Source organism: Streptosporangium album, from assembly GCF_014203795.1.
GTDB lineage: Bacteria > Actinomycetota > Actinomycetes > Streptosporangiales > Streptosporangiaceae > Streptosporangium > Streptosporangium album.
In genome coordinates, this window is the sequence record NZ_JACHJU010000004.1 from 458,376 (window position 1) to 482,226 (window position 23,851).

The window sequence follows — 23,851 nt, forward strand, 5'->3', positions numbered from 1 at the left end:
TGGAATCATGATCGGGCGACCGGAGCGAGCCCCCACCCGGTCACTCGATCATGGAGTGCCACGATGCCCGCCTACCTGCGATTCCCCACCATCTTCGGCGACGCGGTCGTCTTCGCCGCCGAGGACGACCTGTGGATGGTGTCCGCCGGCGGCGGGCGGGCCTTCCGGCTGACCGCGGGGGTGGCCGAGGCGGGATATCCCCGATTCTCCCCCCACGGCGACCAGCTCGCCTTCGCCGGGCGCGAGGAGGGGCCCGAAGAGGTCTACGTGATGCCCGCCGACGGCGGAGCGGCCCAGCGGATCACCTACCACGGAGCCCGCTCCACCGTCGCCGGCTGGGATCCCGATGGCGCCATCCTGTACGCCAGCGACGAGTCCCAGCCCTTCGAGGGCCAGAAGTGGTTGCACAGGGTCCGGCCGGACGGTGTCGCGGAGCGCCTGCCGTACGGCCCGGCCAACTCCATCTCCTACGGCCCGCAGATCGTGCTCGGCCGCAACACCGCCGACCCGGCACGCTGGAAGCGCTACCGGGGCGGCACGGTGGGCGACCTGTGGATCGGCGACGAGGAGTTCCGGCGGCTCATCGCGCTGCCGGGCAACCTGGCCTCCCCCTGCTGGGCCGGGGACCGGGTCTACTTCATCTCCGACCACGAGGGCGTCGGCAACGTCTACTCCTGCACCGCGGACGGTCGTGACCTGCGCAGGCACTCCGACCACACCGACTACTACGCCCGCAACCTGTCCGGTGACGGCAGCCGGTTGGTCTACCACGCCGGAGCAGAGCTCTATCTGGTCGAGGACGGGGAGTCACGTCCCATCGAGGTGTTCCTGCGCAGCTCCCGGACCCAGCGCAACCGGCGCTTCGCCCCTGCCGAGGACTTCCTCGACAGCGCCGCACTCAACCCCGACGGCACCGGCCTGGCCATCACCACCCGGGGCAAGGCGTTCTCCTTCGCCGCCTGGGAGGGCCCGGTCCGCCAGCACGGCGCGCTGTACGGTGTCCGCTACCGACTGCTGGCCTGGCTGAACGACGGCGAACGGCTCATCGCCGCGGCCAGCGACGACGGCGACCGGGAGGTGCTGGTCGTGCTCACCGCCGACGGTGTCACCGGACCGGTCCGCCTCGCCCACCTCGACACCGGCCGCGTCACCGCGCTGGAGGTCTCCCCGAAGGGCGACAGGGTCGCGGTCGCCAACCACCGCAACGAGCTGCTCATGGTCGAGCTCTCCGAGGGAGAGCCGACCGACTCCACGAGCGTGGTGATCGACTCCAGCAGGTTCGGCGCCATCGAGGATCTCGCCTGGTCCCCCGACGGCCGCTGGCTCGCCTACGCCTGCTGCGACACCGCGCAGACCACGGCCATCAAGCTGTGCCGGGTCGAGACCGGGGAGACGTTCCCCGCCACCCGACCGGTGCTGTCGGACACCTGTCCCGCCTTCGACCCCGGCGGCGACTATCTCTACTTCATCGGCCAGCGCGTCTTCAACCCGGTCTACGACGAGCTCCAGTTCGATCTGGGCTTTCCCCTCGGTTCCCGCCCCTACGCGATCGGGCTCCGCGCCGACGTCCGCTCTCCCTTCGTCCCGGAGCCCCGCCCTCTCAAGGACGACGACGACAAGGACGACGGTGACGGAGAGGAGGAGACCGAGGTGATCATCGATCTGGAGGGCATCTGGGACCGCGTCGTCACCTTCCCCGTCCCGGAGGGGCGCTACGACCGCATCGCCGGGATCAAGGGCAAGGCCGTCTACCTCACCTTCCCCGTCGAGGGCAGCCTCGGCGACGACTACGCCGACTCCTCCGACGGCACACTGCACGTCTACGACTTCACCGACCAGAAGCAGGAGACCCTGGTCGATGACGTCTCGGAGTTCCAGCTCGGCCGTGACGGCGCCACGCTGCTCTACCAGTCGGGGAAACGGCTGCGGATGATCAAGACGGACGAGGCGCCCGAGGAGGACGACGGCATCGGCCGGGACAGCGGATGGATCGACCTGTCGCGGGTCAAGGTGTCCATCCGCCCGGAGGCCGAGTGGCGGCAGATGTTCCGCGAGGCCTGGCGGCTGCAGCGGGAGAACTTCTGGGCCCAGGACATGGCCGGGATCGACTGGGAGGGCGTCTACCGGCGTTACCTTCCGCTGGTGGACCGGGTCACCACCCGGGGAGAGTTCTCCGACCTGCTGTGGGAGCTGCTCGGCGAGCTCGGCACCTCCCACGCCTACGAGAGCGGGGGCGCCTACCGCTCCCGGCCGCACTACCGGCAGGGCAAGCTCGGCGTCGACTGGTCCGTCGAAGACGGCCTCTACCGGATCGCCCGGATCGTCGGCGGCGACCGCTGGGACCCCGACTCCACCTCACCGCTCAACCGTCTCGGGGTGGACGTCCGGCCCGGCGACACCGTACTGGCCGTCAACGGCCAGCCCGTAGGGCCACAGGCCGGGCCGGACGAGCTCCTGGTCAACCAGGCCGACCAGGAGGTCCAGCTCACCGTAGGACGCGGGCAGGAGCGACGGACCTTCGACGTGAGGGCCATCGGCGACGAACAGCCGGGCCGCTACCGCGACTGGGTGGAGGCCAACCGGGCCCACTGTCACGAGCGCAGCGGCGGCCGGATCGGCTACCTGCACATCCCCGACATGGGCCCGGAGGGCTACTCCGAGTTCCATCGCGGTTTCCTCACCGAGTACGACCGTGAGGGCCTGATCGTCGACGTCCGCTTCAACGGCGGCGGACACGTGTCGGCCCTGCTGCTGGAGAAGCTCTCCCGCCGCCGCCTCGGCTACAACTTCCCTCGGTGGGGCGTGCCCGAGCCCTACCCCGAGGAGTCCCCGCGAGGCCCGATGGTCGCCGTCACCAACGAGTGGGCCGGGTCCGACGGCGACATCTTCAGCCACACCTTCAAGCTGCTGGGCCTGGGCCCGCTGATCGGCAAGCGCACCTGGGGCGGGGTGATCGGCATCTGGCCCCGCCACCAGCTCGCCGACGGCACGGTCACCACCCAGCCGGAGTTCTCCTTCGCCTTCGACGACGTGGGCTGGCGGGTGGAGAACTACGGCACCGACCCCGACATCGAGGTGGATATCACCCCGCAGGACTACGCCCGGGGCGTGGACACCCAGCTCGAGCGGGCGATCGAGGTGGCCCTGGACCGCCTGGTCACCCATCCTCCCCACACCCCCAACCCGGCGGACCGGCCCCGGCTCATGGTTCCGCGCCTGCCGCCTCGAGGAGCCGGCCGGCCAGCGCCGTGATCTCTCCACGTAGCTCGTCCGGCGTGATCACGGTGAACGGCCAGCCGAGCCCCGCCAGCATCTGCGCCATCCCGCCCAGGTGCTCGGCCCTCGTCTCCAGCAGGAGACCGTCGGCCGTCTCGGTGAGCGTCGCCGTGGACGCCGGGATCCGCCTGGCCGCCTCCTCCATGGTGGTGGCCAGGAGCACCTTCACCTCGTGCCGGTACGGCACCGCCGACAGTGACTCCAGCACGTGGGCCACCGGGTCGAACTCACCCGGGTCGTCGAAGGGCCGCCCGGTCCCCACGGCGCTCGCCACCCGGTCCACGCGGAAGGTCCGTATCTCCCGGCTGTCGTGATCGAACCCGGCGACGTACCAGCGCCCGGAGTGGAAGACGATGCCGTAGGGATCCAGATCGCGCTCGGAGGGCTCGCCCCGCCAGGACCGGTAGGACAGCCGCACCGTTTGCCTGCGCCGGACCGCATCGGCGAGTGCGAGCAGCGGCCCCGCCTTCGGGGTGCTCACCGGCGCCGGCGCTCTGGTGTGCCCCAGCGTCGCCGAGACCGCGGCGACGCGCTCGCGCAGCGCCTGCGGGAGAACCCGCTGGATCTTGGCCAGTGCGCTCTCCGTGGCCGTCTCCCCCACCGCGAGCCCGGTCCGCCGCCCGGCGAGCAATCCCAGCACCACCGCCGTGGCCTCGTCGTCGGTGAGCATCAGCGGCGGCAGCTTGTAGCCGGGCAGCAGCCGGTAGCCGCCGTGGCGCCCCCGCTCGGCCTCCACGGGCACCCCGAGCTCGGACAGTTTCACCGCGTAGCGGCGCACCGTACGCTCGTCCACCTCCAGCCGGTCGGCGAGTTCGGGGCCGGTCAGACCAGGACTGGCCTGCAACAACTCCAGCAGCGTGAGCACCCGGATGACGGTCATGGAAGTTCCTCGAAAATCAGGACTGATTATGTCCGGATTCGATCCTAGGGTGAAGTCAGGCAACCACGGAGGAAAACGATATGAGCACCTACGTTCTGGTCCCCGGTTTCTGGCTCGGCGCATGGGCCTGGGAGAAGGTCGTCCCGCCGCTGCGCGCGGCCGGCCACGAGGTCCACCCGGTCACCCTCACCGGCCTCGGCGACCGGGAACACCTGGCCGGCCCCGGGGTCGACCTTGAGACGCACATCCAGGACATCGTCAACGTCATCGTCTTCGCGGACCTGCACGACGTGATCCTGGTCGGCCACAGCGGCGGGGGCAACTCCGTCACCGGTGCGGCCGACCGGATCCCCGAGCGCATCGCGCGCGTCGTCTACCTCGACGGCGGCCCGCTGGCCGACGGCATGGCGCACATGGACGTCACCGAGCCCGAACAGAACGCGTTCATCGAGCGGCGGGTCGCCGAGCAGGGTGGCGGGACGGGCTACCCGCCGCCCTCCTGGGAGGAGCATGAGCGGGCCGGGGTGAGCCTGGAAGGGCTGGGCGACGCCGAGCGCGAGTGGTTCGCCTCCCGGGCGAGCGTCCAGCCGTATGGCGCCATGACCCAGCCGCTGGCGCTCAAGGGCGGAGCGGAAGGGCTGCCCAAGACGCTCATCACGTGCTCCTTCCCCCTTGAGCAGGTCCACGCGATGATCGCGGCAGGCCACCCGCTCTTCGCGGCGCTGGCGGGACCGGAGTGGAGCTTCGCCTCGGTCCCCACAGGCCACTGGCCGATGTTCTCCAAGCCCGCGGAGACGGCGGCCGCGCTCGCCGCACTGACAGGCTGAGATCAGCCGGGGGCGGCACGGCCTCTCCCCGGCGGCCCGCCGGGAGGAGGCCTTCGAGCCGGGCGGGCACCGGGTCAGGACTGGATCCCGAGATTCCACACGGGTTCCCCGGCCCAGTCGCGGACCGTCTCGAAGGTCCGCTGGGCGATCAATTGCTGACCTGCGGCATTGGGATGGAAGAAGTCCCATCTGCTGAGGTGGTCCAGCGTGAACCGGGTGGCGAACAGGGCGTTGCCGTCGAACCTGCAGGCCGGGCCGTACGCGGCGCAGACCCTGGCCAGGGCGGCGTTGTAGGCGACGACCCTGTCGCGCACCCGGTCGCGGCGGGCCCGGTCGGCCGCGGCGGTCGAGGTGGGCCTGGCCAGCATGGTGGGGCAGATCCGGCCGAGCGCCCAGAATCCACGCGCCACCACGTTGTCCCTGCCGACCCGCCAGAGCCGCTTGAGGTCGGGGATGCTCGCCACGAACACCCTGCCGCCGGGACGTCCGGCCTGGAACAGCTTCAACGCCTCGGTCACCCGGCTCTGGTAGACCGCCACCGGAGTCATCAGCCGCTCCTCGGACACGCAGGCGTCCTGGGCGCCGATCAGGACCGTCACGTAGTCGGCGCGCCGCGCGACGGCCCCGGCCATCTGCCCGGCGAGGTTGGCGCTGGTCGCACCGGGGACGGCGAGGTTCACGTTGTGCCCGGTGATGCCCTCGTCCAGGCTCCGGAGCCTGAGGTAGTGGCTCAGGACGGCCTGGCCGTCACCCGCGGCCCAGGAGCGCGAGGCGCAGGGAACGTACCAGCCGCAGGCGTTGAACCCGGCGCTGATCGAGTCTCCCGTGGCGACCATCACCACGGGCCGCCACGGCTCGGCGGCGCTCACGGCCGCCGGTGACGTCGCCCAGGCGGCCGTGAGCGTCACGACCCCTGTGAATGCGGTCACAGTCCTGCGAGCCATGGCACCTCCGGCTGAGAGATCAGGTCCGCTTCGGATGTATCACCGCAGGACAGCGTGGTGCTCTCCGTTGACCGGGTGCCTTGGTTTTCTTGACGGAGCGTGGCGTCCACGCGGTCCGCTGTGCGGAGTGGGCAATAGCCGTCGAACACGTTCAGTTTCCGGCATAGAGTATTCCGGTGAGTGTCGCGCTCGGATTGACCCGTCCCCTCGTGGTGAGAACCACACTCGTCGCCGACCCTGGCGACCTGCTCGCGCGACTTCCCGAGGCCGCCCCCTACGCCTGGATCAGGCATGGCGAGGGTCTGGTGGCCTGGGGGGAGGCCGCACGGGTGACCGTGCCACCCGGTCCCCGGCGTTTCGAGTGGGCCCGCGCCTGGCTGTCGGACATCTTCGGTGAGGCCCATGTCGAGGACGAGGTGGGCGCCCCCGGCTCGGGTCCGGTGGCCTTCGGCTCCTTCACCTTCGATCCGGATGCCCGGGGCTCGGTCCTCGTCGTCCCGCAGGTCGTCCTGGCCCGCCGCGACGGCCGCGCCTGGCTGACCACCCTCGGCGAGGAGCGACTCGACCTGATCACCCCGCTCCGCGACCCCGGCAGGATCCGCTACGGCGACGGCAGCCTGACCGCTCCCGAGTGGGAGCACGTCGTGGCACGCGCCGTACGGCGGATCCGGTCGGGCCGTCTGGAGAAGGCCGTGCTCGCACGTGACCTGACCGCCACGGCCGAGCAGGAGATCGACGTCCGCCTGCTGCTGTCACGTCTGGCCCGTCGCTATCCGGAGTGCTACACCTTCTCCTGCGCCGGCCTGGTCGGCGCCACCCCCGAACTGCTGGTCCGGCACACCGGCGAGACGATCGAGTCGTTGGTGCTGGCCGGAACGGCTTCCAGGGGCACCGATCAGGCGGACGACGAGGCCCGCGGCGCCGCCCTGTTCGCCTCGGAGAAGGACCGCTACGAGCACACCTGCGCGGTGGAGTCGGTCCGGGAGTCGCTGGACCCGCTCTGCTCGGAGCTGAAGGTGCCCGAGGAGCCCGAGCTCCTGCTCCTGTCCAACGTCCAGCACCTGGCCAGTCCGGTGACGGGACGGCTGTCGGCCGGCGCCTCGGTCCTCGACGTGGTGGCGGCCATGCACCCGACCGCCGCCGTCGGCGGCACGCCCACGGAGACGGCGCTCGGCGTCATCCGCGAGCTGGAGGGCATGGACCGCGCCGGTTACGCCGGTCCGGTCGGATGGATCGACGCCCGGGGAGACGGCGAGTGGGGCATCGCGCTGCGTTGCGCCCAGATCAGGGGTTCCAGGGCCCGCCTGTTCGCCGGCTGCGGCATCATGGGCGACTCCGTGCCGGCCTCGGAGCTCGCCGAGGCCCAGGCCAAGTTCCGGGTGATGCAGTACGCCCTGGAGGGCTGACACCTTCCCGCCCGCGCGGAACCCGGCCCACGGGGAGGCCGGGTTCCGCGCGGGGGGTGATCAGGATCCGAGATAGCGCAGTACGGCGAGCACCCGGCGGCTGTAGCCGGTGACGTGCAGGAGCCCGAGCTTGTCGAAAATGGCGTTGACGTGCTTTTCGACGGCGCTCTGGGAGACGCTGAGCCGCTGGGCGATGGAGGCGTTGGTGCAGCCCTGGGCCATGTGGTCCAGCACGTCCCGTTCGCGGGGGGTGAGCCGGGCCAGCGGGTCGACATGGGTGGTGCGGGCCAGAAGCTGGCGCACCACCTCGGGGTCGAAGGCCGCTCCTCCGGCGCCGACCCGGTCGAGCGCGTCGAGGAAATCGCCGACCTGGGCCACCCGGTCCTTGAGCAGGTAACCCACACCGTCCACGTCACCGCTCATCAGCTCGGTGGCATAGCGCTTCTCGACGTACTGCGACAGGACCAGCACGCGTGTCCCGGGCCGGCGGCGCCGGATCTCCAGGACCGCCCGGAGCCCCTCGTCGGTGTGGGTCGGCGGCATCCGCACGTCGGCGACCACGATGTCGGGCCCGTGCTCGGCCACCGCCTCGATGAGCGACGCGCCGTCGCCGACCGCGGCCGGGACCTCGTGCCCCTCCTCCACCAGCAGCCGGACCAGTCCTTCGCGCAGAAGCGTCGAGTCTTCGGCCAGGATCACCCGCATGGGAGCTCCGCGGTGACCGTGGTGGGACCGCCGGGTGGGCTGTCCACGTGGAAACGCCCATCCAGCGCCGCCACCCGGCGGGCGAGACCGGAAAGTCCCCCGCCCGACGGGTCGGCGCCACCGCGCCCGTCGTCCCGTGTCCGCACGACCACCACCGTTCCTTCCTTGAAGATCTCCACGGTGACCGCACCGGCCGCCGCGTGCTTGGCGGCATTGGTGACGGCCTCGCAGACCACGAAGTACGCCGCCGTCTCCACCTGCCCGGCGAGACGTTCGGCAAGACCGTAGTGGACCGTGACCGCCATCCCGGCACGCTCGGCGACACCTGCGAGGGCGTCTCTCAGCCCCAGGGAGTCCAGGCCGGCCGGGTAGACCCGCCAGGCCACCTCCCGCAGGTCGCCCAGCGCCGCCCTGGCCTCGTCGTGGGCCTGGCGGAGCAGCTCGTCGAGGAGCTCCGGCGCCCGCCCCCTGCGGGCGCGGCCGATCAGCATGGCCAGCGCGACCAGCCGCTGTTGCACGCCGTCGTGCAGGTCGCGCTCGATGCGCCTGCGCTCCTGGTCGACGGCCGTCACGATGCCCGCGCGGGTCTCGGCCAGCTCGGTGATCCGGCGTTCGAGCAGCTCGGTGGAGCTCGGCGTGAGCGCCCGCCGGGCCACCCACCGTTCCAGGGTGACCAGCCCGACCAGCCCCATGATCTCCAGAAAGAGCAGCACCAGCCCGGCGACCGCGAAGTAGAACGCGAGCGGCACGGTCGGTTCCATACCGTCGAACGGCTCGCCCCGTCCCCAGCGCCAGGCGAGCTGCGTCCCGACGCCGATCCCGGTCACCAGCAGCACGAGCACCAGGCCGCCCAGCACCCCGACCGGCCAGCGCCACAGCAGGTAGCGCACCGCCCGCCGTCCGTCGTAGCCGGATACATCGGCATCGCCGAGCAGGCTCAGCCGCCACATCTCGGCGTCGGCCAGCCGTACGGCCGCGGCGAACACGTGCCGCCGCGCCCGGGGGACGGCCAGGGCCGGGGCCGCGGCCAGGAGGAAGAGCAGTTCGATCAGCGCCGAGGGAATCCCGAGTGCGAGTCCCGCCAGCGCACGGCCGGCCCTTGTCACCATGGTCATCGCTGCGCGTGGTGCCTGCCCTTGCGCCTGTCCTTCAGCCGGACCACGGTGAAGACCACCGCGGCGAGCACCACGATGCCCAGAACGGCCTTGGACAGGATCCCTGCGTAGCCCTCGACCAGCGACCAGTTCTCTCCCAGAAGGTATCCGGCCATCACGAAGACCGTGTTCCAGATGAGGCTGCCCAGTGTGGTGAGAAGGGTGAAGACCGCCACCGGCATGCGCTCGACCCCAGCCGGAATCGAGATGAGGCTGCGGAAGATGGGGATCATCCGGCCGAAGAAGACGGTCTTCCTGCCGTGCCGGGCGAACCAGGCCTCGGTCTTCTCGATGTCGGAGACACTGATCAGGGGAAGCCTCCCGGCGATGGCCACCACCCGTTCACGGCCCAGCAACGCCCCGATCCCGTAGAGTGCCAGCGCGCCGACCACGGAACCCAGGGTGGTCCACAGGATGGCGTCGAACAGGGTCATATTCCCCTTGTTGGCGGTGAACCCCGCCAGCGGCAGGATCACCTCGCTCGGCAGCGGCGGGAACAGGTTCTCCAGGGCGATCGCCACTCCGGCCCCGGGCGCTCCCAGGGTCTCCATAAGGTTGATCGCCCACCCGGCGATTCCGCCAACATCGGTTGCACTCATGGCGGTAAGGCTAAAGAAAGCATGAGATGTCAGAAATGAGGATCACCATCGAGTGCTCCTCGCGCGCACCCCAGGGTGCGGGATGGGGAAAACCTCAGGTGCCGGCCACACAGACGGGACCACTGCCCGGACCACCCGCGATTCCGCAGGTTTCCGCACGTCAAGGGCACTCTCGGCGGCCGGGGGAGGACGACGGCCCAGGGTGGGGGCCGGATTCCGGCACCGGAGGGGCGGGGGGGCCGGGCATGTGGGCCGTAAAGTTCCGCGACAGCGTGTGATCTATCCCATATTTACCCCGGTGGGACATGACGCGCACCTGGGCGTGGTTCACCGGGCGGGCATCGGTCAGGTCTCCCTGAGATAGACCGTCTCTCCGGTCTCGACCTCCGCCCGGCCCGCCGTCAGGGTGGCGACCCAGTCGGGGAAGACGGCCAGGTCCGCCTCCCGCACCGCGACCTGGAAGCCGACCTCGGCTCCGTAGACGACCCCCCTGACCTCGTACGGCGAGACACGCAGGTCGTTCTCCAACCGCCCCGCCTGGACGTGGTCCACGGTCACCGACATGACTCTGGCGGGCACCATCCCGACCAGGGACGCGAGGTCAAGCGTCTTGCCGACCGACGAGCCGTATGCCCTGACCAGCCCGCCCGCACCCAGCTTGACCCCGCCGAAGTAGCGCGTGACCACCGCCGCCACGTCGCCGAGCCCGCGGCGCAGCAGCGTCTCCAGCATCGGGGTCCCGGCGGTGCCACCGGGCTCCCCGTCGTCGTCGGCCCTCTGCGCCGGCCGGTCTCCGCCGATCACGTAGGCGGAGCAGTTGTGCGTGGCGTCGCCGTGCAGCCGCCTGCGCCCGGCGAGAAACTCCCTGGCCGCCTCCTCCGAGGCCACCGGAGCGACCGCGCAGATGAACCGTGATCGCTTGATCTCGATCTCGTGCTCGATGACGTCTTCCAACGTGAGGTACGGCTCAGCCATCCGGACAGGCTATCGGCGAGTGCGGATCGCCCGGCCGGCTCCCCACCGGGCGCGCACCCGGCCCCGTCGCCTCAGGATGACCGCAGGTCAGATCGTGTTCTCGTGGATGTGCGCGATGAGCCACTCCTCCTCGACCAGGCGCAGCACAGCGGTGGTCCGTACGATCTCCGGCTCACCCTCGGCGAAGTCCACCTGGAGCAGGTAACGGGCGAGCGCGGTCTCCCCCCAGACGTCGACGATCTCGTCACGGGCGCGCACGCCGGTCTCCTCGGGGCCGTCGACGGGCCGGGCGTCCCGGACCTTGTCGAGCTGCGCCCCGCTGGTGATCAGTGTGGGATCCGCCGAGTCCCAGATCGTTGCCTCCGGGTGGAGCAGCCGGTCGATCCCGGCGCGGTCACCGCGTCGGTAGGCGTCGTACATCGCCGTGATGACCGCCCAGACGGCTTCGCGTGGCACGTTCGCATCTCCCTCGCAGAGTGGTTGTCCTTCCACGTTAGAGGTCTACTGTCCCGCCCTTCTCCCTTTACAAAGTAGATCTGCGGCGGAAGGGCACGCCGTCCCCGGTGCCGCGCCGGGGGCCACTCAGCCGGGCGGCTCACCCCGGCTCAGCTCGTGGGCAAGCTGCTCAAGCTCGGCACCGCCCGCCATCAGGGAGGTCAGCTCCTCGCGGGTGACGTCCCCCTTGCCGTACTCCCCGAGGCTCGCGCCCCGGTTGAGCAGCAGGAACCGGTCGCCGATCGGGTAGGCGTGGTGAGGGTTGTGGGTGATGAAGACGACCCCCAGCCCCCGGTCGCGGGCCTGGGCGATGTAGCGGAGCACGACCCCGGCCTGTTTGACCCCCAGGGCGGAGGTCGGCTCGTCCAGGATGAGCACGCGGGCGCCGAAGTGGACGGCGCGGGCGATGGCCACGGACTGGCGCTCGCCGCCGGACAGAGTGCCCATCGGCTGGTCGACGTCACGGATGTCGATGCCCATGGAGCGCAGCTTCTCGCGGACCACGCGCTTGGCCCCGGCCACGTCGAAGCGGCGTAACGGGCCCCGGCCGAGCACGGGCTCCGAGCCGAGGAAGAAGTTCCGCCAGACCGACATCAGCGGGACCATCGCCAGATCCTGGTAGACCGTCGCGATGCCCCGATCGAGGGCGTCGCGGGGGCTGGTGAAGGCCGCGGGCGCCCCGTCCACCAGATACTCCCCCGAGTCGGGCGCGTGCATGCCCGACAAGATCTTGATCAGTGTGGACTTTCCCGCGCCGTTGTCGCCCAGGACGCAGGTCACCTCCCCCGGGCACACCCGCATGGAGACGTCCCGCAGCGCGATCACGCCGCCGAACGTCTTGCCCACGGCGCGCACCTCCAGGAGGCGGGCGGCGGCCTCCCCCGCGCCCGCCGCCCGTGACGCGCCCGCGCCGGGGGGCTCCTGGCCGGGTGGGCCGGCCGCACTCTCCCCGCGCGCGGGCCGCCCGGGCACGGCGTCCGAGGATCTCCCATCGGTTGCGGTCAACGTTTCGCCTCCTCCGCGTAGCGACGGACGAGCCGGTTGGCGAGGGTCGCCAGCAGCAGCATGGCGCCCAGGAAGAACGTGAACCAGTCCGCGTCCCAGCCGGCGAACACGATGCCCTTGTCCGCCATACCGAAGATCACAGCGCCGATCGCGGCCCCGATCGCGGAGCCGTACCCGCCGGTCAGCAGACAGCCGCCGATCACCGCCGCGATGATGTAGACGAACTCCTGGCCGATGCCCGAGTTGGCCTGCACCGACGTGAAGCGCAGCGCCAGGATCGAGCCGACCAGCCAGGCGGCCGCCGCGGTCGTCATGAACAGCGCGATCTTCGTCCGTTCGGCGGGGACCCCGACGGCACGCGCGGCCTGATCATCGCCCCCCACAGCGAAGATCCAGTTTCCGGCTCTGGTCCGCATGAGGACCCAGGTGGCCAGCGCGGTGACGCCCAGCCACCACAGGATGGCCACCCGGAAGTCGGTGCCGCCTGCCGAGACGGTCCCGGCCAGCACGGCCCGCGCCCCCTCGTATCCCTCGGCCTTGCGCAGCCCGCTGACCTGGACGGTCCCGGTCAGGGCCTTGGTGACGCCCAGGTTGGCGCCCTGCAGCATCAGGAACGTGCCGAGCGTGACGATGAAACTCGGCAGTTTGGTCCGGACCACGATCAGCCCGTTCAGGAAGCCGATCACCAGGGCCGCCGCGAGGGCGACGAGCATCGCCGTCCAGACCGCGAAGCCGTACCGGGTGGCGAGGAGGACCATGATCAGACCGGTGGTGCCGGTGAGCACCCCGGCCGACAGGTCGAACTCGCCACCGATCATCAGCAACGCGATCGCCACCGCCATGATGCCGAGGGTGGAGGCCGGGTCCAGCCAGTTGGCCACGCCCTCGATCGAGCGGAACGTGGCCGACTGGCTCGCGAAGAACACGAAGACCGCGACCGCGCCCACCGCCGCGCCCAGTTCCGGCCGGATCAGCAGCCGCCGGGCCAGGCCGGTGCGGACGAGCCGCTCGTCCGCCACCGTCACCGGGTGCCGCTCTCGGCGAGCTTGGCCACCTGTTCGGCGTTGTCCTTGGTGACGAATCCCGGGCCGGTGTTGACCGGCAGGCCACCGCCGACGGTGTTGAGGTTGTCGCGGTAGAGGACCAGGAAGGTGATCGGCAGCCAGCCCTGGAGATACTGCTGCTGGTCGACGGCGAACAGGACCTCGCCGTCCTTGATGGCGGTGACCACATCGGCCGACAGGTCGAAGGTGCCGAGCCTGGCCTTGGAGCCACTGTCGGCGATCGCGTCCCGGGCGGCGATGGCCACGGCGGGGTTCAGGGTGAGCACGCCGTTGAGGGAGGGGTCCGACTGAAGCCTGGCCTTGATCTTGGAGGTGGCGTCGACGAGGTTGCCCACGTCCACCTGGAGCCGCTCGACCGTGCCGCCCATGCCCTCGGTCGCGCCTTTGCAGCGCTGGTCGAGGCCCACGTTCCCGGCTTCATGGATGACGCAGAGCAGCTTGGTGACACCCTCGGCCTTGAGCTTCTCCCCCGCGCCGCGCCCGGCCACGTCCTCGGACTGGCCGACGTGGGTGATCGCGCCGAACTCCCGGGACCTGTCCCCGCCGGAGTTGATCGTGATCACCGGGATTTTCGCCGCCACGGCCTTGCCGACGGCCTCCTTCAGCGCATCCGGGTTGGCCATGGAGACCACGATGCCGTCGACCTTCTGGCTCACGGCCTGGTCGATGAGCTGGGACTGGCGTGCCGGGTCGCCGTCGCCCTGGTAGCTCACCGTGACGCCGTACCGCTTGCCCGCGGCCTCGGCGCCGTTCTTGACCACGTCCCAGAAGGCGTCTCCCGAGTTTGCGTGGGTGATGACGGCGAAGGCGCCCGCCTTGGCCGCCGCCGCCGGAGCCGAGCCGGCCGCCGGCCCCGCACCGTCCTGTCCGCCGCCCGAGCCGGCTGAGCAGCCGGTCAGGGCGGAGAGACCCAGCACAGCCGTGAGGACCAGCCCTGTCGTCCATTTCATCGATAACCTCCGCGCGTCGCCTCGCCGGATCCCCCCGCCTCTGGTTTGTAACCATCGCATTACCTGGCTGTCAACGATTTGTCGTGACATTAGGACTTAGACCTGGTTTCACAATGAGCTCGAGGTGTCCATCTTGGGTGCAGGGCGTGGTCGCATCCACCGATGTCGCGAGGCGCAGAGCACCGACTCGCCCCTGAATCTTCAAGGAGAACTTCGTCTTCGTTGTTGACGATATTTCAATGCCTACCCTGATCTTGTCTCTGGTAGAGACAACGTTCGACGTATCCTGTGGACGCAGGACTCCGCGTCGGGCGTGGTAGTAATGAGACCCGCGGAGGAGGCCGGACAGACAAGTTGGTGCACCATGACCGAGCACTTCCTCGGCGTTCTCGGCATCGGCGAGGCGCTGGGGGTGAGTCGGCACGCGGTGCACAAGTGGCGCTCCCGCTATCCGAGCGATTCGAGTCACCCGTTTCCCGAGCCCGACGTCGAGGTCGACGGAGCTCCCGGCTGGCGGGCTGATCGACTGGAAGAAATAGTGCGGTGGCGCAACGGCCTACCGGGTCGCGGCGCAGGCGGAGGCCGTCCTTCCGCCGCACGTCAGGAGTATCTCAGGGCAGCGGCGGTTCGCGGCTTGGACCGAGACGAAGCGGTGCGCGCACTCGTCACGTTCACCGAAGAGTTTCCCGAGATGACCGAGCCGGAAATCTGCGCCTGGCTCATCGAGAAATGGCGTAGGTAGCGCTTCCCGGCGACACCCCACACGGAAGGCGATGACGCATGCCCGAAATCGGCGGGAATACCGCACCGGGATTCGAAGGAGTGCGTGAGGCGTCCGCGGCCGATCTGGCCGGCGACCAGGAACCGGAGGTCGGCCGCCCTCCCGGCATGGTTGAAGATCTTGTCCCGGACTCGCCAGGGGAGCGGGTCGTGCCACTGCTGCCGGCCCGTCGCCTGCGGCGTCACCACTACCCGGGCCGCAACCCGCCCGGCGACCTCCCACCTTCGGACCCTTGTTTTTACCTCAGCAGGGGCTATATTTGCCCTAATCGGAGTAGGAATTAGGGGTAACAATGACATCCCTGCCGGATTTCCTGACAATCGGTGCCCCGAAGGCCGGGACGACCGCACTGCACGCGGCGCTGGCCCGTCACCCGGGGCTCTTTCTGTCACGGGTGAAGGAACCGAAGTTCTTCCTCACCGACGGCCCGCCGCCGACCAGGGGCGGTCCCGGCGACGCCCAGACCTACCGTGAGCACGTCTGGCGCCGCGAGGACTACGGGGCCCTGTTCGGTGCGGCTCCCCCGGGCACGCTGACCGGCGAGTCCACCCCGTTCTACCTGTACGACCTGGCCGCGCAACGGCGCATCCGCGCGGCGATCCCCGGAGCCAGGCTGATCGTGGTGCTGCGCGACCCGGTGGAGCGGGCCCACTCCAACTGGACTCATCTGTGGTCGGCCGGGCTCGAGCCGGTCGGCGACATGGTGCGGGCATGCGAGGAGGAGGAGCGGCGGATCGCGGCGGGCTGGGCCCCGTTCTGGCACTACCGCAGGATCGGCCGGTACGGCGAGCAGCTCGCACACCTGTTCACCCTGTTCCCCCGGGAGCAGGTGCTGGTCTTCCGCTACCGCGACCTGGTCGACCGGCCGATCGACACCCTGGACCGGATCTGCCGTTTCCTCGACGTCGAGACCGGCGTCATCACCGAGGTCCCACGGGAGAACGTGACCGCCCATCCGGAACCGACGGGCGCCCACCTGCTGCTGTCGCGGGCACTGCGGACCGGAGCGGCGGTGGGCAGGTTCCTGCCGTCGCGGCTGAGCGGGGCGCTGACCGACCCGCTGGAGCGCCGGCTCCAGCAGCGGGCCCGCTCCCGCCGACCGCTGACCTGGGAACAGCGGGAGCGCCTGATCGGCTATTTCGCCGAGGACGTGGCGCTGCTGCAGCAGGTGACCGGCGAGGACTTCAGCGACTGGCTGCGCCCCCGGGAACGGTCCGGCGGCCTGGTCGGCGTCCGCCCCGCCGGTCAGCGCCAGGCCCGCAACGGACGCCCGCACCACAGCGGAGAACAGGCATAGCGGAGACAGGAGCGGACAGGACGGGTGGTACGGCCCCGCCGGCTGCGCGGTCGGGGCCGTACCACCCCTGGCCCCGCCGGAGGTGTCAGCGCAGTTCGGTGCGGAGCTCGTGCGCCCCGTCCGGGCGGGTGTACTCGTAGTAAAGCCGCCGCCCGCCCCCCGGCAGGTCCACGATGTCCATGTAGCGCAGGCCACCGCCGGCGTGCGGCGAGACGGCGGCGGGCCCGGTGCCGATCGGGGTCAGCTCGGCCGGATCGGTACCGACGGCCACCCCGGTCTTCTCCTCGTAGTTCTCCGCCGCGGTGGCCCTGCCGTCGTAGAGGGCGACGATCCCGTCGTCCAGGAAACGGACCGCCGCGATCCGCGCGCCCCGGGCGTCCCAGGCACCGGGCCTGCCGCTGAGCGCCGTACCCTGCCAGATCCACTCCAGTCCGTCGGAGCTGGTGGCGTAGTCGCTCACCATCCGGTCGGCCTCCTCGGCCTCGGCCAGGGGGTGGCAGGAGGCCCACAGATGCCATACGCCGCCCCGCCGTACGATCACCGGGTCCTTGACCCCGGTCTTGGGGTCGCCGGGCAGCACGGTCCGGCGGTGCCGCGGGTCGAACCCGGACGGATCGTCGGCCTCCAGCACCTCCACCCGCCAGTGCTTGGTGCCGTGAGTGGCACAGCTCAGGTAGAGCCGCCAGCGGCCCTCGGGGGTGCGGACCAGGGTGGGACGCTCCAGCGACTCGGTGTCCATCTCCTGCCTGCCGATCGTGAGCAGGGTCTCGAACCGCTCACCGTCCGCCGACCGGGCGACGACGACGGCGTAACCGCGCCCTTCGCCGATCGGGCGGCGCAACCGGTACGCCAGGTAGATCACCCCGTCGTCCGCCACCGCGCTCGGAGCGCCCGCCCAGTGGCCCGGGCCCGGCTCAGCCGACTCGATCGCCACCACGGAACGGTCAGGGGCAGGGAGAAAGTCTTCGATGGTCGGCACGGTACCGACCGTAGACAACGCTTCCTTCGCACTCATCGGGAATCACCAATCGTGGCCACAAGTTTGATCGCCTTTTGACGACCGCCGGTTCAGGTCGTTCTCGGTGCCTCTCGCGGCCGGGCGCCCGGCCGCCCGGGCGTCCCACGGCGCTCACGGACGGCGGAGCGTCGTGGTGGGCAGCGGGATGGCGGGGAACGGGTTGTCGGGGGGCAGCACGAGCCGCCGGACCTCCTGCGGGCGCGTGGCGGCGTCCAGGTGGAGCAGGGCCGCCCCGATCCCCGCCGCGCCGACCATGTAACCCGTGTCGGCGGTGACCTCCCAGGGGCGCAGCCGTCGATAGGCCTGGTACCACCGGGAGCCCCGCCCGTCGTGCCGGGTGGCCCGGCCGATCAGGTCTCTCCCCAGCTCGTGGGCGAACTCCAGATGCGCCTCGTGGCCGGTCACCGCCCAGAGTCCCACGGACAGCTCCATCAGGCCGGCCGTGCCGCAGCACTGGCACGCCACGTTCCAGTGTCCCGCCGTCTGGCGGCCGGGAGTGCCGTTGCGGACGATCCCCGCGGCCAGCCGCTCCACCCAGTCGAGGTCTCCGGCGTCGCCCGCGACCCGGTACAGCTCGTAGAACATCCGCGCCACCCCGGCGGAGCCGGAACAGAATCCCAGGTAGTGCAGGTCGCGGCCCTGCGGGATGTGGTGCGGGACCACCGCGCACCGCTTGGTCACGGCGCTGACCGCCCGGACGAAGTCGGCCCCTCTCCTGGCGGCCTTCAGGAAGTCGGCCTGTCCCGTCAGGCCGTACAGACGGGCGAGCAGGAAGGCCGTGCCCGCCGTGCCGGGCAGGAAACCGGGGGTGACGGCGTCCAGCGGCAGGTCGGCGCAGGCGCCGTGACCGAACCGGTGGCCGGGTACGGCGAGCGTGGCGATGCGCGCGCCCGCCTCGACGGCGATCTCCTGGTAGGCGGGGACGCCCAGGATGCCCGCGGCGTGCAGGAGTCCCAGGATGATCCCGCCGTCGCCCCGTTGCGCGGGGTCACCGGTCCAGCCGAGGCCGCCGTCGACGGGACGGGCGCTGCGCACGATGTGGTCGGCTATCGCGCCGGCCTCGACCTCGAAGACGCTCTCGCCGGTGACCCACCCCACCTCGGCGAGCACGAACATCACCCCCGCCAGACCATGGTGGAGGGAGAGATCGGCCTGCTCCCGCCAGGTGGCGGCCAGGTAGCGGGCTCCGGCGACGGCGTCGCCGAGGTAGCCGTCGTCTCCGGTGGCGGCGGCGAGTTCGAGGAAGAACAGGACGACGCCGGCCGCCCCGGAGTACAGCGACAGTGGTTGACCGGGCATGGCGGACCGGCCCTGCGTGTCAGGGTTGGCCTGCCAGTGCCTTCCCTGACCGCCGTCCACGGCCGCGGAGCGGATCCAGCGCGCGGCGTCGACGGCGATGCGCAACGGGCTCTCGGCCCCCGATTCCGGGCTCATGGCGGCTCCTTCGTGTGACCAGACCACCACTTTACCCCTATTTCCTACATGATCAATGGGTAATGTCGGTACCGAGACGCCGCACCGGCCGCCATGAGCACATGGGCAGGTTACTACGCGGCCGGCTTGTCCGCCGGACCGACGGCGTCATCGGAGCGTTGCATCGCTATTTGTCATGACATTCTGATGTCCGCTAGCCTGATCACGGAGCGTGTCCACGGGAGGGCAGATGACCGCGAACCTCGTCATCGATCTGGATCGGTCCAGCCCGGTGCCGCTGTATTTCCAGGTGGCCGAGCAGATATCCGAGGCCATCCAGCGCGGCGACCTGACCCCCGGGTCCCGGCTGGACAACGAGATCCTGCTCGCCGACCGGCTCGGCCTGTCCCGCCCGACCATCCGCCAGGCGATCCAGTATCTCGTCGACAAGGGCCTGCTGGTCCGCAAGCGCGGCGTCGGCACCCAGGTGGTGCACGGCCAGGTGAAGCGCTCGGTCGAGCTCACCAGCCTCTACGACGACCTGCGCAGGGCGGGCCAGGAACCGGCCACCCGGGTGGTGGCCCTGGAGTCCGGCCCCGTGGACGACAGGATGGCCGCCATCCTCGGCGTCGTCCCCGGCACCGAGGTCCTGCGCATGGAGCGGATCCGTTACGCCGCCGGGGAGCCGCTGGCCCTGCTGCACAACTGGCTGCCCGCCGGCCTGGCCCCGCTGACCGCCGCGGGTCTCCAGGAACGCGGGCTGTATGAGCTGCTCCGCTCGGCCGGGGTGCGGATGCGCGTGGCCAACCAGCGCATCGGAGCACGCGCGGCCACCGCCACCGAGGCCAGGCTGCTCGACGAGCGGCGTGGCGTGCCGCTGCTCACCATGATCCGCACCACCTACGACGACCAGGGCAGGGCGGTGGAACACGGTTCCCACCTCTACCGCGCCTCCCACTACTCCCTTGAGGTCACGCTCATCGAGCGCTGAGCGTTCCGGATCGGCCCACGGGCGACCGGATCGACCGTCTTAATCAACCCTTTGAGGATGAAGCTCATAAAAAGGGCATCGATCTGGGTAGTTCTTCCGATGGAGTGTTCCGCCCCCCGGGACATGCTGTCAGAAAACATCGGACAGAAAGCTGAGTTCATGACCCCAGATCCGGGAGAAGACGATGCGCGGCCGGGGGGTTGAATGGGCGACGATCCTCCGGCTGCTGGGGACCGTCGCGGACACGACCGGCAACGTGGTGCTCGTGGAGGGTGAGCCGGGAATAGGCAAAAGCCTGCTGCTCGCGGAGGCGGCGACCATCGCGGCCTCGCGAGAGACGGCGGTCGCGACCGGCCGGGCCGACGAGATGGGACGGCTGATGCCGCTGGGCCCCCTGCTCTGGGCCCTGGAGGAGTCGCCGGCCGCGGCGGCCGTCGTCAGAAGCGACTTCCCCGACGGGCCGGGCCTGCTGATGTGGCTGGCCGAGCAGGTGCGGACCGCGCTGGAGCGGCGGACGGCCGGAAAACCGCTGCTCGTGACCCTGGACGATCTCCAGTGGGCCGATCCCGCCACACTCATGGCCCTGCGGACGCTGCCGTCACGGCTGGCCTCCCGCCCGCTGGCATGGCTCCTGGCCCGGCGCACCACGTGCGGCCACGGCGACTGCGACCGGCTGTTCGATCTCCTGGAGGAGGAGGGGGCCACCAGGATCTCGCTGCGCCCGCTCGACGACGGCGCCGTGGCCGAGGTCGTCGCCGACACCCTGAACGCGGCTCCCGGAGAGGAGCTGGCGGCCCTGTCGGCTCAGGCGGATGGCAACCCGTTCCTCCTGCTCGAACTCCTGACCGGGCTGCGGGAGGAGGGCGCCGTACGGGTGAGCTCGGGTCTCGCCCGGCTGACCGGGACGTCGCTCCCTCTGCGCGTCCACACCGCCGTCCGCAGACGCCTCGACGAGGTGAGCGTCAGGACCCGGTACCTGCTGGAGGCGACCGCGGTGCTGGGACGCTCGTTCTCACCGGCGTACGCGGCCGAGATGCTCGGCGAGACCCCTGCCTCGCTGCTCCCCGCCCTGGAGGAGGCACTGGCGGCCGGAGTGCTCGTCGTCACGCCCGATGAGCTGGCGTTCCGGCACGAGCTGGTGTGGCGGTCGATCGTGGAGACGGTGCCCGCGCCGGTGCGACAGGCGTTGCGCCAGCAGATCGGACGGGACTCCCCCTGCCGCCCGGCTCCCGGACGGCAGCACGCGGCCGGCGCCGCCGCCGACACCCTCGTGGCCCTGTCCCTGATCGCATGGGACGAGGGCAGGCTCTCGCGCGCGCTGGACCTGGCCCGCGAGGCCGCCGAACTCCCGGGCAGCGAGCGCCATTCGCAGCCGAGGGCCGTCCTGACCACGATGCTGACCGACCTGTGGCTGCTCGACGAGGCGGAGGCGACGCTGGCGAGGACCGAGGCGGAGGCCGTGGGGCAGCCGGCGTGGAGCGCCGAGATCCCCATCCTGCGCGCCCGCCTGGATCTGGCCGCCGGCCGGTTCGGCAGAGCGATCGAGCAGGCGGAGGCCGGGCTGACCGCCGCCGACACCATGGGAGCCCCGGTGCTCGCGTCCACGGCGCTCTCGGTGCTGGGCACCGCGTCGCTGCGGGCGGGCGACCTTCCCCGGGCGATCAGGTACCTGGAGAACGATCAGGCCAGAGGGCCGCGGAATGCGCCGTCGTACGCGCGGCTGCGGTCGGAGCTGACGGCGGGACGGATCAGCGAGGCACGCGACGGGGCGGCGAGCGGGATGAGCTCGCTCAGCGGGGTCTACGACGCGCTGCCCCGGCATGCCGGGGCGCTGACCAGTGAACCCGCGGCCGCGGCCTGGCTCGTGCGGATGGCGCTGGCCGTACGGGACGAGCGCCGGGCCGACGCCGTGGTGGAAGCGGCCGAGGGCATCGCCTGGCGCAACCCCCGGCTGCCCAACCTCTCGGTGTCCGCGGTCCACGCGCGCGGCCTGCGCAACCGCGATGCCGGGGCGCTCGGCCTCGCCGCGGCCGAGCACCCCGACCCGTGGGCCGGGGCCTCCGCGGCGGAGGATCTCGGCGTGCTGCTCGGCACCGACGCCGACACTCGGGACCTCGCCGTCGACAGCCTCAACAGCGCGCTCTCCCGCTACGCGTCGGTCGACGCGGTCCGCGACGTGGCGCGGGTACGGGGCAGGCTGCGTGTGCTGGGCGAGCGGCGCCGGCACTGGACCCGGACCGATCATCCCGTGTCGGGGTGGGCCAGCCTCACCGGTACCGAACGCGCCGTCTGCGATCTCGTCGCCCAGGGGCTGACCAACCGGCAGGCCGCCGAGCAGATGTTCATCAGCGAGCACACCGTCGCCTTCCATCTGCGCCAGGTCTTCCGCAAGCTGTGCATCCACTCACGTGTCGAGCTGGCCAGGCTCGCCGTGCAGGAGAGCATCCACCCGGGTCAGCGGGACTCCCCCTGACGTGCGAAGTGCTCGTGCACCAGCCGGATCGCCATGGAGCCCTCACCCACCGCCGAGGCGACCCGTTTGATCGACTGGCTTCTGACGTCGCCCACCGCGAAAATACCCGGCCGGTTGGTCTCCAGGGGCAGTCCCCCCTCGAAACCGGTGAGGATGAATCCCTTGTCGTCGAGGGCGAGTTCGGAGGCGAGCCAGGTCGTGCAGGGGTCGGCGCCGATGAAGACGAACATGGCCCGCGTGTCCAGTCGCAGTCGCTCCCCGGTGTGCGTGTCCTCGGCGAGGACGGCCTCCAGCGCGTGAGGACCGACGAGCTCGCGCACCTCGGTGTGGAGCATCACCTCCACCTTGGGATTGCTCTCGATCCGGTCGATGAGATAGCGCGACATGTCCTGCGCGATGTCATCGGCGCGGATGAGCAGGCGCACCGACACGGCGTGCTCGGACAGGAAGATCGTCGCCTGTCCCGCCGAGTTGCCGCCGCCCACGACCACGACCTGCTCGCCCCGGCACAGCCCGGCCTCGGCACGGGTGGCGGCGTAGTAGACCCCGTTGCCCTCGAAGTCCTCCAGCCGCGGCACGGCGAGCTTGCGGTAGCGGGCCCCGGTGGCGATGACGATCGTACGGCCCTCGATCGATGGCGCGTCGCGGAGCCCGACGACGTAGTGCCCGTTCTTCCGCTTGAGCGAGGTGGCCTCGGCGGGCACACCGAGGTGCGCGCCGAACTTCCTGGCCTGGATGACCGCCCGCTCGGCGAGCTCACCGCCGGAGATCCCCGAGGGGAAACCCAGATAGTTCTCGATGCACGACGAGGTGCCCGCCTGCCCGCCGGTCGCGACCGCGTCGAGCACCACGGTGCGCAGCCCCTCCGACGCCCCGTATACTCCGGCGGCCAGGCCCGCCGGTCCCGCTCCCACGATGACGAGGTCGACGACATCCTCCGGCACGGACGGCACCGGCAGGCCGATGGCGAGGGCCAGTTCGGCGTTGCTGGGATTGCGCAGGACCTGAGTCCCGCCCAGGATCACGACCGGCGTCTCGGCCGCCGTTATGCCGAGATTGTGCACCAGCGCCTCGGCCTCCTTGTCCTCCTCCAGGTCGATCCATCGGTACGGCAGCCGGTTGCGGGCGACGAACTGCCGCAGCCGGTGGGTGTCCGGCGAGTAACGGGAGCCGATGATCCTCAGCCCGGCCCCGCTGCTGATCAACATCGAGCGGCGGATCATGAAGGCCCGCAGGATCAGATCTCCCAGTTCCGGATCGTGGGCGACGATCTGCCTCAGGCGCCAGGTGGGGACCGCCAGGACCTCGCCGGCCTCGCAGACGACCACCGTCGTGAACTCCTTCTGGCCGGTGAGCATCCCGAGCTCACCGAGGAAACGACCCGGCCCGTGTATCCGCGCGACCCGCTCGTCCTGGATGACGGCCACCTTTCCCGCGAGGATGACGAAGAAGTCGGAGCTGCTCTCGCCCTCGCGGAGCAGGATGTCGCCCGTCCGGGTGGGCTGCCGGGCGCCGTAGGTCGCGAGCCTGGCGATCTGCTCGTCATCCAGCCGGGGAAAGGCCCCGTGGTGGTCGGGTGTCTCGGCGAACGCGTCCAT

At 70.8% G+C, this 23,851-nt stretch carries 20 protein-coding genes; 7 read left to right on the plus strand and 13 right to left on the minus strand.

Going from position 1 to position 23,851, the window contains the following annotated elements:
• The first annotated feature begins 63 nt into the window (after positions 1 to 63).
• Entirely contained in the window at positions 64 to 3,252 is a 3,189-nt protein-coding gene (locus FHR32_RS36035) for a S41 family peptidase (RefSeq protein WP_184758969.1), read from the plus strand.
• Here FHR32_RS36035 and FHR32_RS36040 read toward each other — a convergent pair.
• Positions 3,203 to 4,156, minus strand: coding sequence for a helix-turn-helix transcriptional regulator (locus tag FHR32_RS36040; protein ID WP_184758970.1), 954 nt, complete (start codon positions 4,154 to 4,156; stop codon positions 3,203 to 3,205). The two genes, FHR32_RS36035 and FHR32_RS36040, sit on opposite strands and share 50 nt — an antisense overlap.
• 80 nt (positions 4,157 to 4,236) lie before the next feature.
• Here FHR32_RS36040 and FHR32_RS36045 point away from each other — a divergent pair, with 80 nt between their 5' ends.
• Positions 4,237 to 4,983, plus strand: coding sequence for an alpha/beta hydrolase (locus tag FHR32_RS36045; RefSeq protein WP_184758971.1), 747 nt, complete (start codon positions 4,237 to 4,239; stop codon positions 4,981 to 4,983).
• Positions 4,984 to 5,057: 74 nt separating this feature from the next.
• Here FHR32_RS36045 and FHR32_RS36050 read toward each other — a convergent pair whose 3' ends face one another.
• Positions 5,058 to 5,912 (minus strand): GDSL-type esterase/lipase family protein, encoded by an 855-nt coding sequence (locus tag FHR32_RS36050; RefSeq protein WP_312882855.1) that lies wholly within the window; start codon positions 5,910 to 5,912, stop codon positions 5,058 to 5,060.
• A 191-nt stretch (positions 5,913 to 6,103) separates the two neighbouring features.
• Between FHR32_RS36050 and FHR32_RS36055 the strand changes: the two genes are divergently transcribed.
• A complete protein-coding gene (locus tag FHR32_RS36055) occupies positions 6,104 to 7,333 on the plus strand; it encodes an isochorismate synthase (protein ID WP_184758973.1) in 1,230 nt (409 codons plus the stop codon).
• Between the two features lie 60 nt (positions 7,334 to 7,393).
• Here the strand turns inward: FHR32_RS36055 and FHR32_RS36060 are convergent, their stop codons facing one another.
• From FHR32_RS36060 to FHR32_RS36095, 8 genes are all read right to left on the minus strand, one after another.
• Positions 7,394 to 8,038, minus strand: coding sequence for a response regulator (locus FHR32_RS36060; RefSeq protein WP_184758974.1), 645 nt, complete (start codon positions 8,036 to 8,038; stop codon positions 7,394 to 7,396).
• The gene (locus tag FHR32_RS36065) at positions 8,029 to 9,153 is read right to left on the minus strand and encodes a sensor histidine kinase (protein WP_184758975.1); all 1,125 of its coding nucleotides are present in this window, start codon (positions 9,151 to 9,153) and stop codon (positions 8,029 to 8,031) included. The genes FHR32_RS36060 and FHR32_RS36065 overlap by 10 nt, the downstream gene beginning before the upstream one ends.
• Positions 9,150 to 9,791, minus strand: a complete 642-nt coding sequence (locus FHR32_RS36070) for a DedA family protein (RefSeq protein ID WP_184758976.1) — start codon at positions 9,789 to 9,791, stop codon at positions 9,150 to 9,152. The genes FHR32_RS36065 and FHR32_RS36070 overlap by 4 nt, the downstream gene beginning before the upstream one ends.
• Before the next feature lie 345 nt (positions 9,792 to 10,136).
• Positions 10,137 to 10,766 carry a YigZ family protein gene (locus tag FHR32_RS36075; RefSeq protein ID WP_184758977.1) on the minus strand — a complete coding sequence of 210 codons (630 nt, stop codon included), beginning with the start codon at positions 10,764 to 10,766 and terminating at the stop codon, positions 10,137 to 10,139.
• Positions 10,767 to 10,853: 87 nt separating this feature from the next.
• Positions 10,854 to 11,222 carry a nuclear transport factor 2 family protein gene (locus FHR32_RS36080; RefSeq protein ID WP_184758978.1) on the minus strand — a complete coding sequence of 123 codons (369 nt, stop codon included), beginning with the start codon at positions 11,220 to 11,222 and terminating at the stop codon, positions 10,854 to 10,856.
• Between the two features lie 126 nt (positions 11,223 to 11,348).
• A complete protein-coding gene (locus FHR32_RS36085; protein ID WP_184758979.1) occupies positions 11,349 to 12,266 on the minus strand; it encodes an ATP-binding cassette domain-containing protein in 918 nt (305 codons plus the stop codon).
• Positions 12,263 to 13,291 (minus strand): ABC transporter permease, encoded by a 1,029-nt coding sequence (locus tag FHR32_RS36090; protein WP_184758980.1) that lies wholly within the window; start codon positions 13,289 to 13,291, stop codon positions 12,263 to 12,265. The genes FHR32_RS36085 and FHR32_RS36090 overlap by 4 nt, the downstream gene beginning before the upstream one ends.
• Positions 13,288 to 14,280: a sugar ABC transporter substrate-binding protein gene (locus tag FHR32_RS36095; RefSeq protein ID WP_184758981.1), complete on the minus strand. Its 993-nt coding sequence runs from the start codon at positions 14,278 to 14,280 to the stop codon at positions 13,288 to 13,290. Before FHR32_RS36095 ends, FHR32_RS36090 begins: the two co-directional genes overlap by 4 nt.
• Positions 14,281 to 14,644: 364 nt before the next feature.
• Between FHR32_RS36095 and FHR32_RS36100 the strand changes: the two genes are divergently transcribed.
• Together FHR32_RS36100 and FHR32_RS36105 are read left to right on the plus strand one after the other, a co-directional pair.
• The gene (locus FHR32_RS36100) at positions 14,645 to 15,022 is read left to right on the plus strand and encodes a hypothetical protein (RefSeq protein ID WP_184758982.1); all 378 of its coding nucleotides are present in this window, start codon (positions 14,645 to 14,647) and stop codon (positions 15,020 to 15,022) included.
• A 331-nt stretch (positions 15,023 to 15,353) separates the two neighbouring features.
• Positions 15,354 to 16,358: a sulfotransferase family protein gene (locus FHR32_RS36105; RefSeq protein WP_184758983.1), complete on the plus strand. Its 1,005-nt coding sequence runs from the start codon at positions 15,354 to 15,356 to the stop codon at positions 16,356 to 16,358.
• 85 nt (positions 16,359 to 16,443) lie between these two features.
• On the opposite strand, the gene FHR32_RS36110 is transcribed toward FHR32_RS36105, so the two are convergent.
• Positions 16,444 to 17,337, minus strand: coding sequence for a hypothetical protein (locus FHR32_RS36110; RefSeq protein WP_312882856.1), 894 nt, complete (start codon positions 17,335 to 17,337; stop codon positions 16,444 to 16,446).
• A gap of 150 nt (positions 17,338 to 17,487) precedes the next feature.
• Positions 17,488 to 18,810: a lanthionine synthetase LanC family protein gene (locus tag FHR32_RS36115; RefSeq protein WP_184758985.1), complete on the minus strand. Its 1,323-nt coding sequence runs from the start codon at positions 18,808 to 18,810 to the stop codon at positions 17,488 to 17,490.
• A gap of 229 nt (positions 18,811 to 19,039) precedes the next feature.
• Between FHR32_RS36115 and FHR32_RS36120 the strand changes: the two genes are divergently transcribed.
• Together FHR32_RS36120 and FHR32_RS36125 are read left to right on the plus strand one after the other, a co-directional pair.
• Positions 19,040 to 19,780: a GntR family transcriptional regulator gene (locus FHR32_RS36120; protein WP_184758986.1), complete on the plus strand. Its 741-nt coding sequence runs from the start codon at positions 19,040 to 19,042 to the stop codon at positions 19,778 to 19,780.
• Positions 19,781 to 19,964: 184 nt separating this feature from the next.
• Entirely contained in the window at positions 19,965 to 22,253 is a 2,289-nt protein-coding gene (locus tag FHR32_RS36125) for a helix-turn-helix transcriptional regulator (RefSeq protein WP_184758987.1), read from the plus strand.
• Here the strand turns inward: FHR32_RS36125 and FHR32_RS36130 are convergent.
• Positions 22,235 to 23,851, minus strand: coding sequence for an FAD-dependent oxidoreductase (locus FHR32_RS36130; protein WP_184758988.1), 1,617 nt, complete (start codon positions 23,849 to 23,851; stop codon positions 22,235 to 22,237). The two genes, FHR32_RS36125 and FHR32_RS36130, sit on opposite strands and share 19 nt — an antisense overlap.

Excerpts from the sequence above, each read along its gene's own strand:
- FHR32_RS36060 (WP_184758974.1), bottom strand. The coding sequence starts at position 8,038 with ATGCGGGTGATCCTGGCCGAAGACTCGACGCTTCTGCGCGAAGGACTG.
- FHR32_RS36075 (WP_184758977.1), bottom strand. The coding sequence starts at position 10,766 with ATGGCTGAGCCGTACCTCACGTTGGAAGACGTCATCGAGCACGAGATC.
- FHR32_RS36040 (WP_184758970.1), bottom strand. The coding sequence starts at position 4,156 with ATGACCGTCATCCGGGTGCTCACGCTGCTGGAGTTGTTGCAGGCCAGT.
- FHR32_RS36100 (WP_184758982.1), top strand. The coding sequence starts at position 14,645 with ATGACCGAGCACTTCCTCGGCGTTCTCGGCATCGGCGAGGCGCTGGGG.
- FHR32_RS36070 (WP_184758976.1), bottom strand. The coding sequence starts at position 9,791 with ATGAGTGCAACCGATGTTGGCGGAATCGCCGGGTGGGCGATCAACCTT.
- FHR32_RS36125 (WP_184758987.1), top strand. The coding sequence starts at position 19,965 with ATGCGCGGCCGGGGGGTTGAATGGGCGACGATCCTCCGGCTGCTGGGG.
- FHR32_RS36120 (WP_184758986.1), top strand. The coding sequence starts at position 19,040 with ATGACCGCGAACCTCGTCATCGATCTGGATCGGTCCAGCCCGGTGCCG.
- FHR32_RS36105 (WP_184758983.1), top strand. The coding sequence starts at position 15,354 with ATGACATCCCTGCCGGATTTCCTGACAATCGGTGCCCCGAAGGCCGGG.
- FHR32_RS36115 (WP_184758985.1), bottom strand. The coding sequence starts at position 18,810 with ATGAGCCCGGAATCGGGGGCCGAGAGCCCGTTGCGCATCGCCGTCGAC.
- FHR32_RS36045 (WP_184758971.1), top strand. The coding sequence starts at position 4,237 with ATGAGCACCTACGTTCTGGTCCCCGGTTTCTGGCTCGGCGCATGGGCC.
- FHR32_RS36130 (WP_184758988.1), bottom strand. The coding sequence starts at position 23,851 with ATGGACGCGTTCGCCGAGACACCCGACCACCACGGGGCCTTTCCCCGG.
- FHR32_RS36065 (WP_184758975.1), bottom strand. The coding sequence starts at position 9,153 with ATGACCATGGTGACAAGGGCCGGCCGTGCGCTGGCGGGACTCGCACTC.
- FHR32_RS36035 (WP_184758969.1), top strand. The coding sequence starts at position 64 with ATGCCCGCCTACCTGCGATTCCCCACCATCTTCGGCGACGCGGTCGTC.
- FHR32_RS36095 (WP_184758981.1), bottom strand. The coding sequence starts at position 14,280 with ATGAAATGGACGACAGGGCTGGTCCTCACGGCTGTGCTGGGTCTCTCC.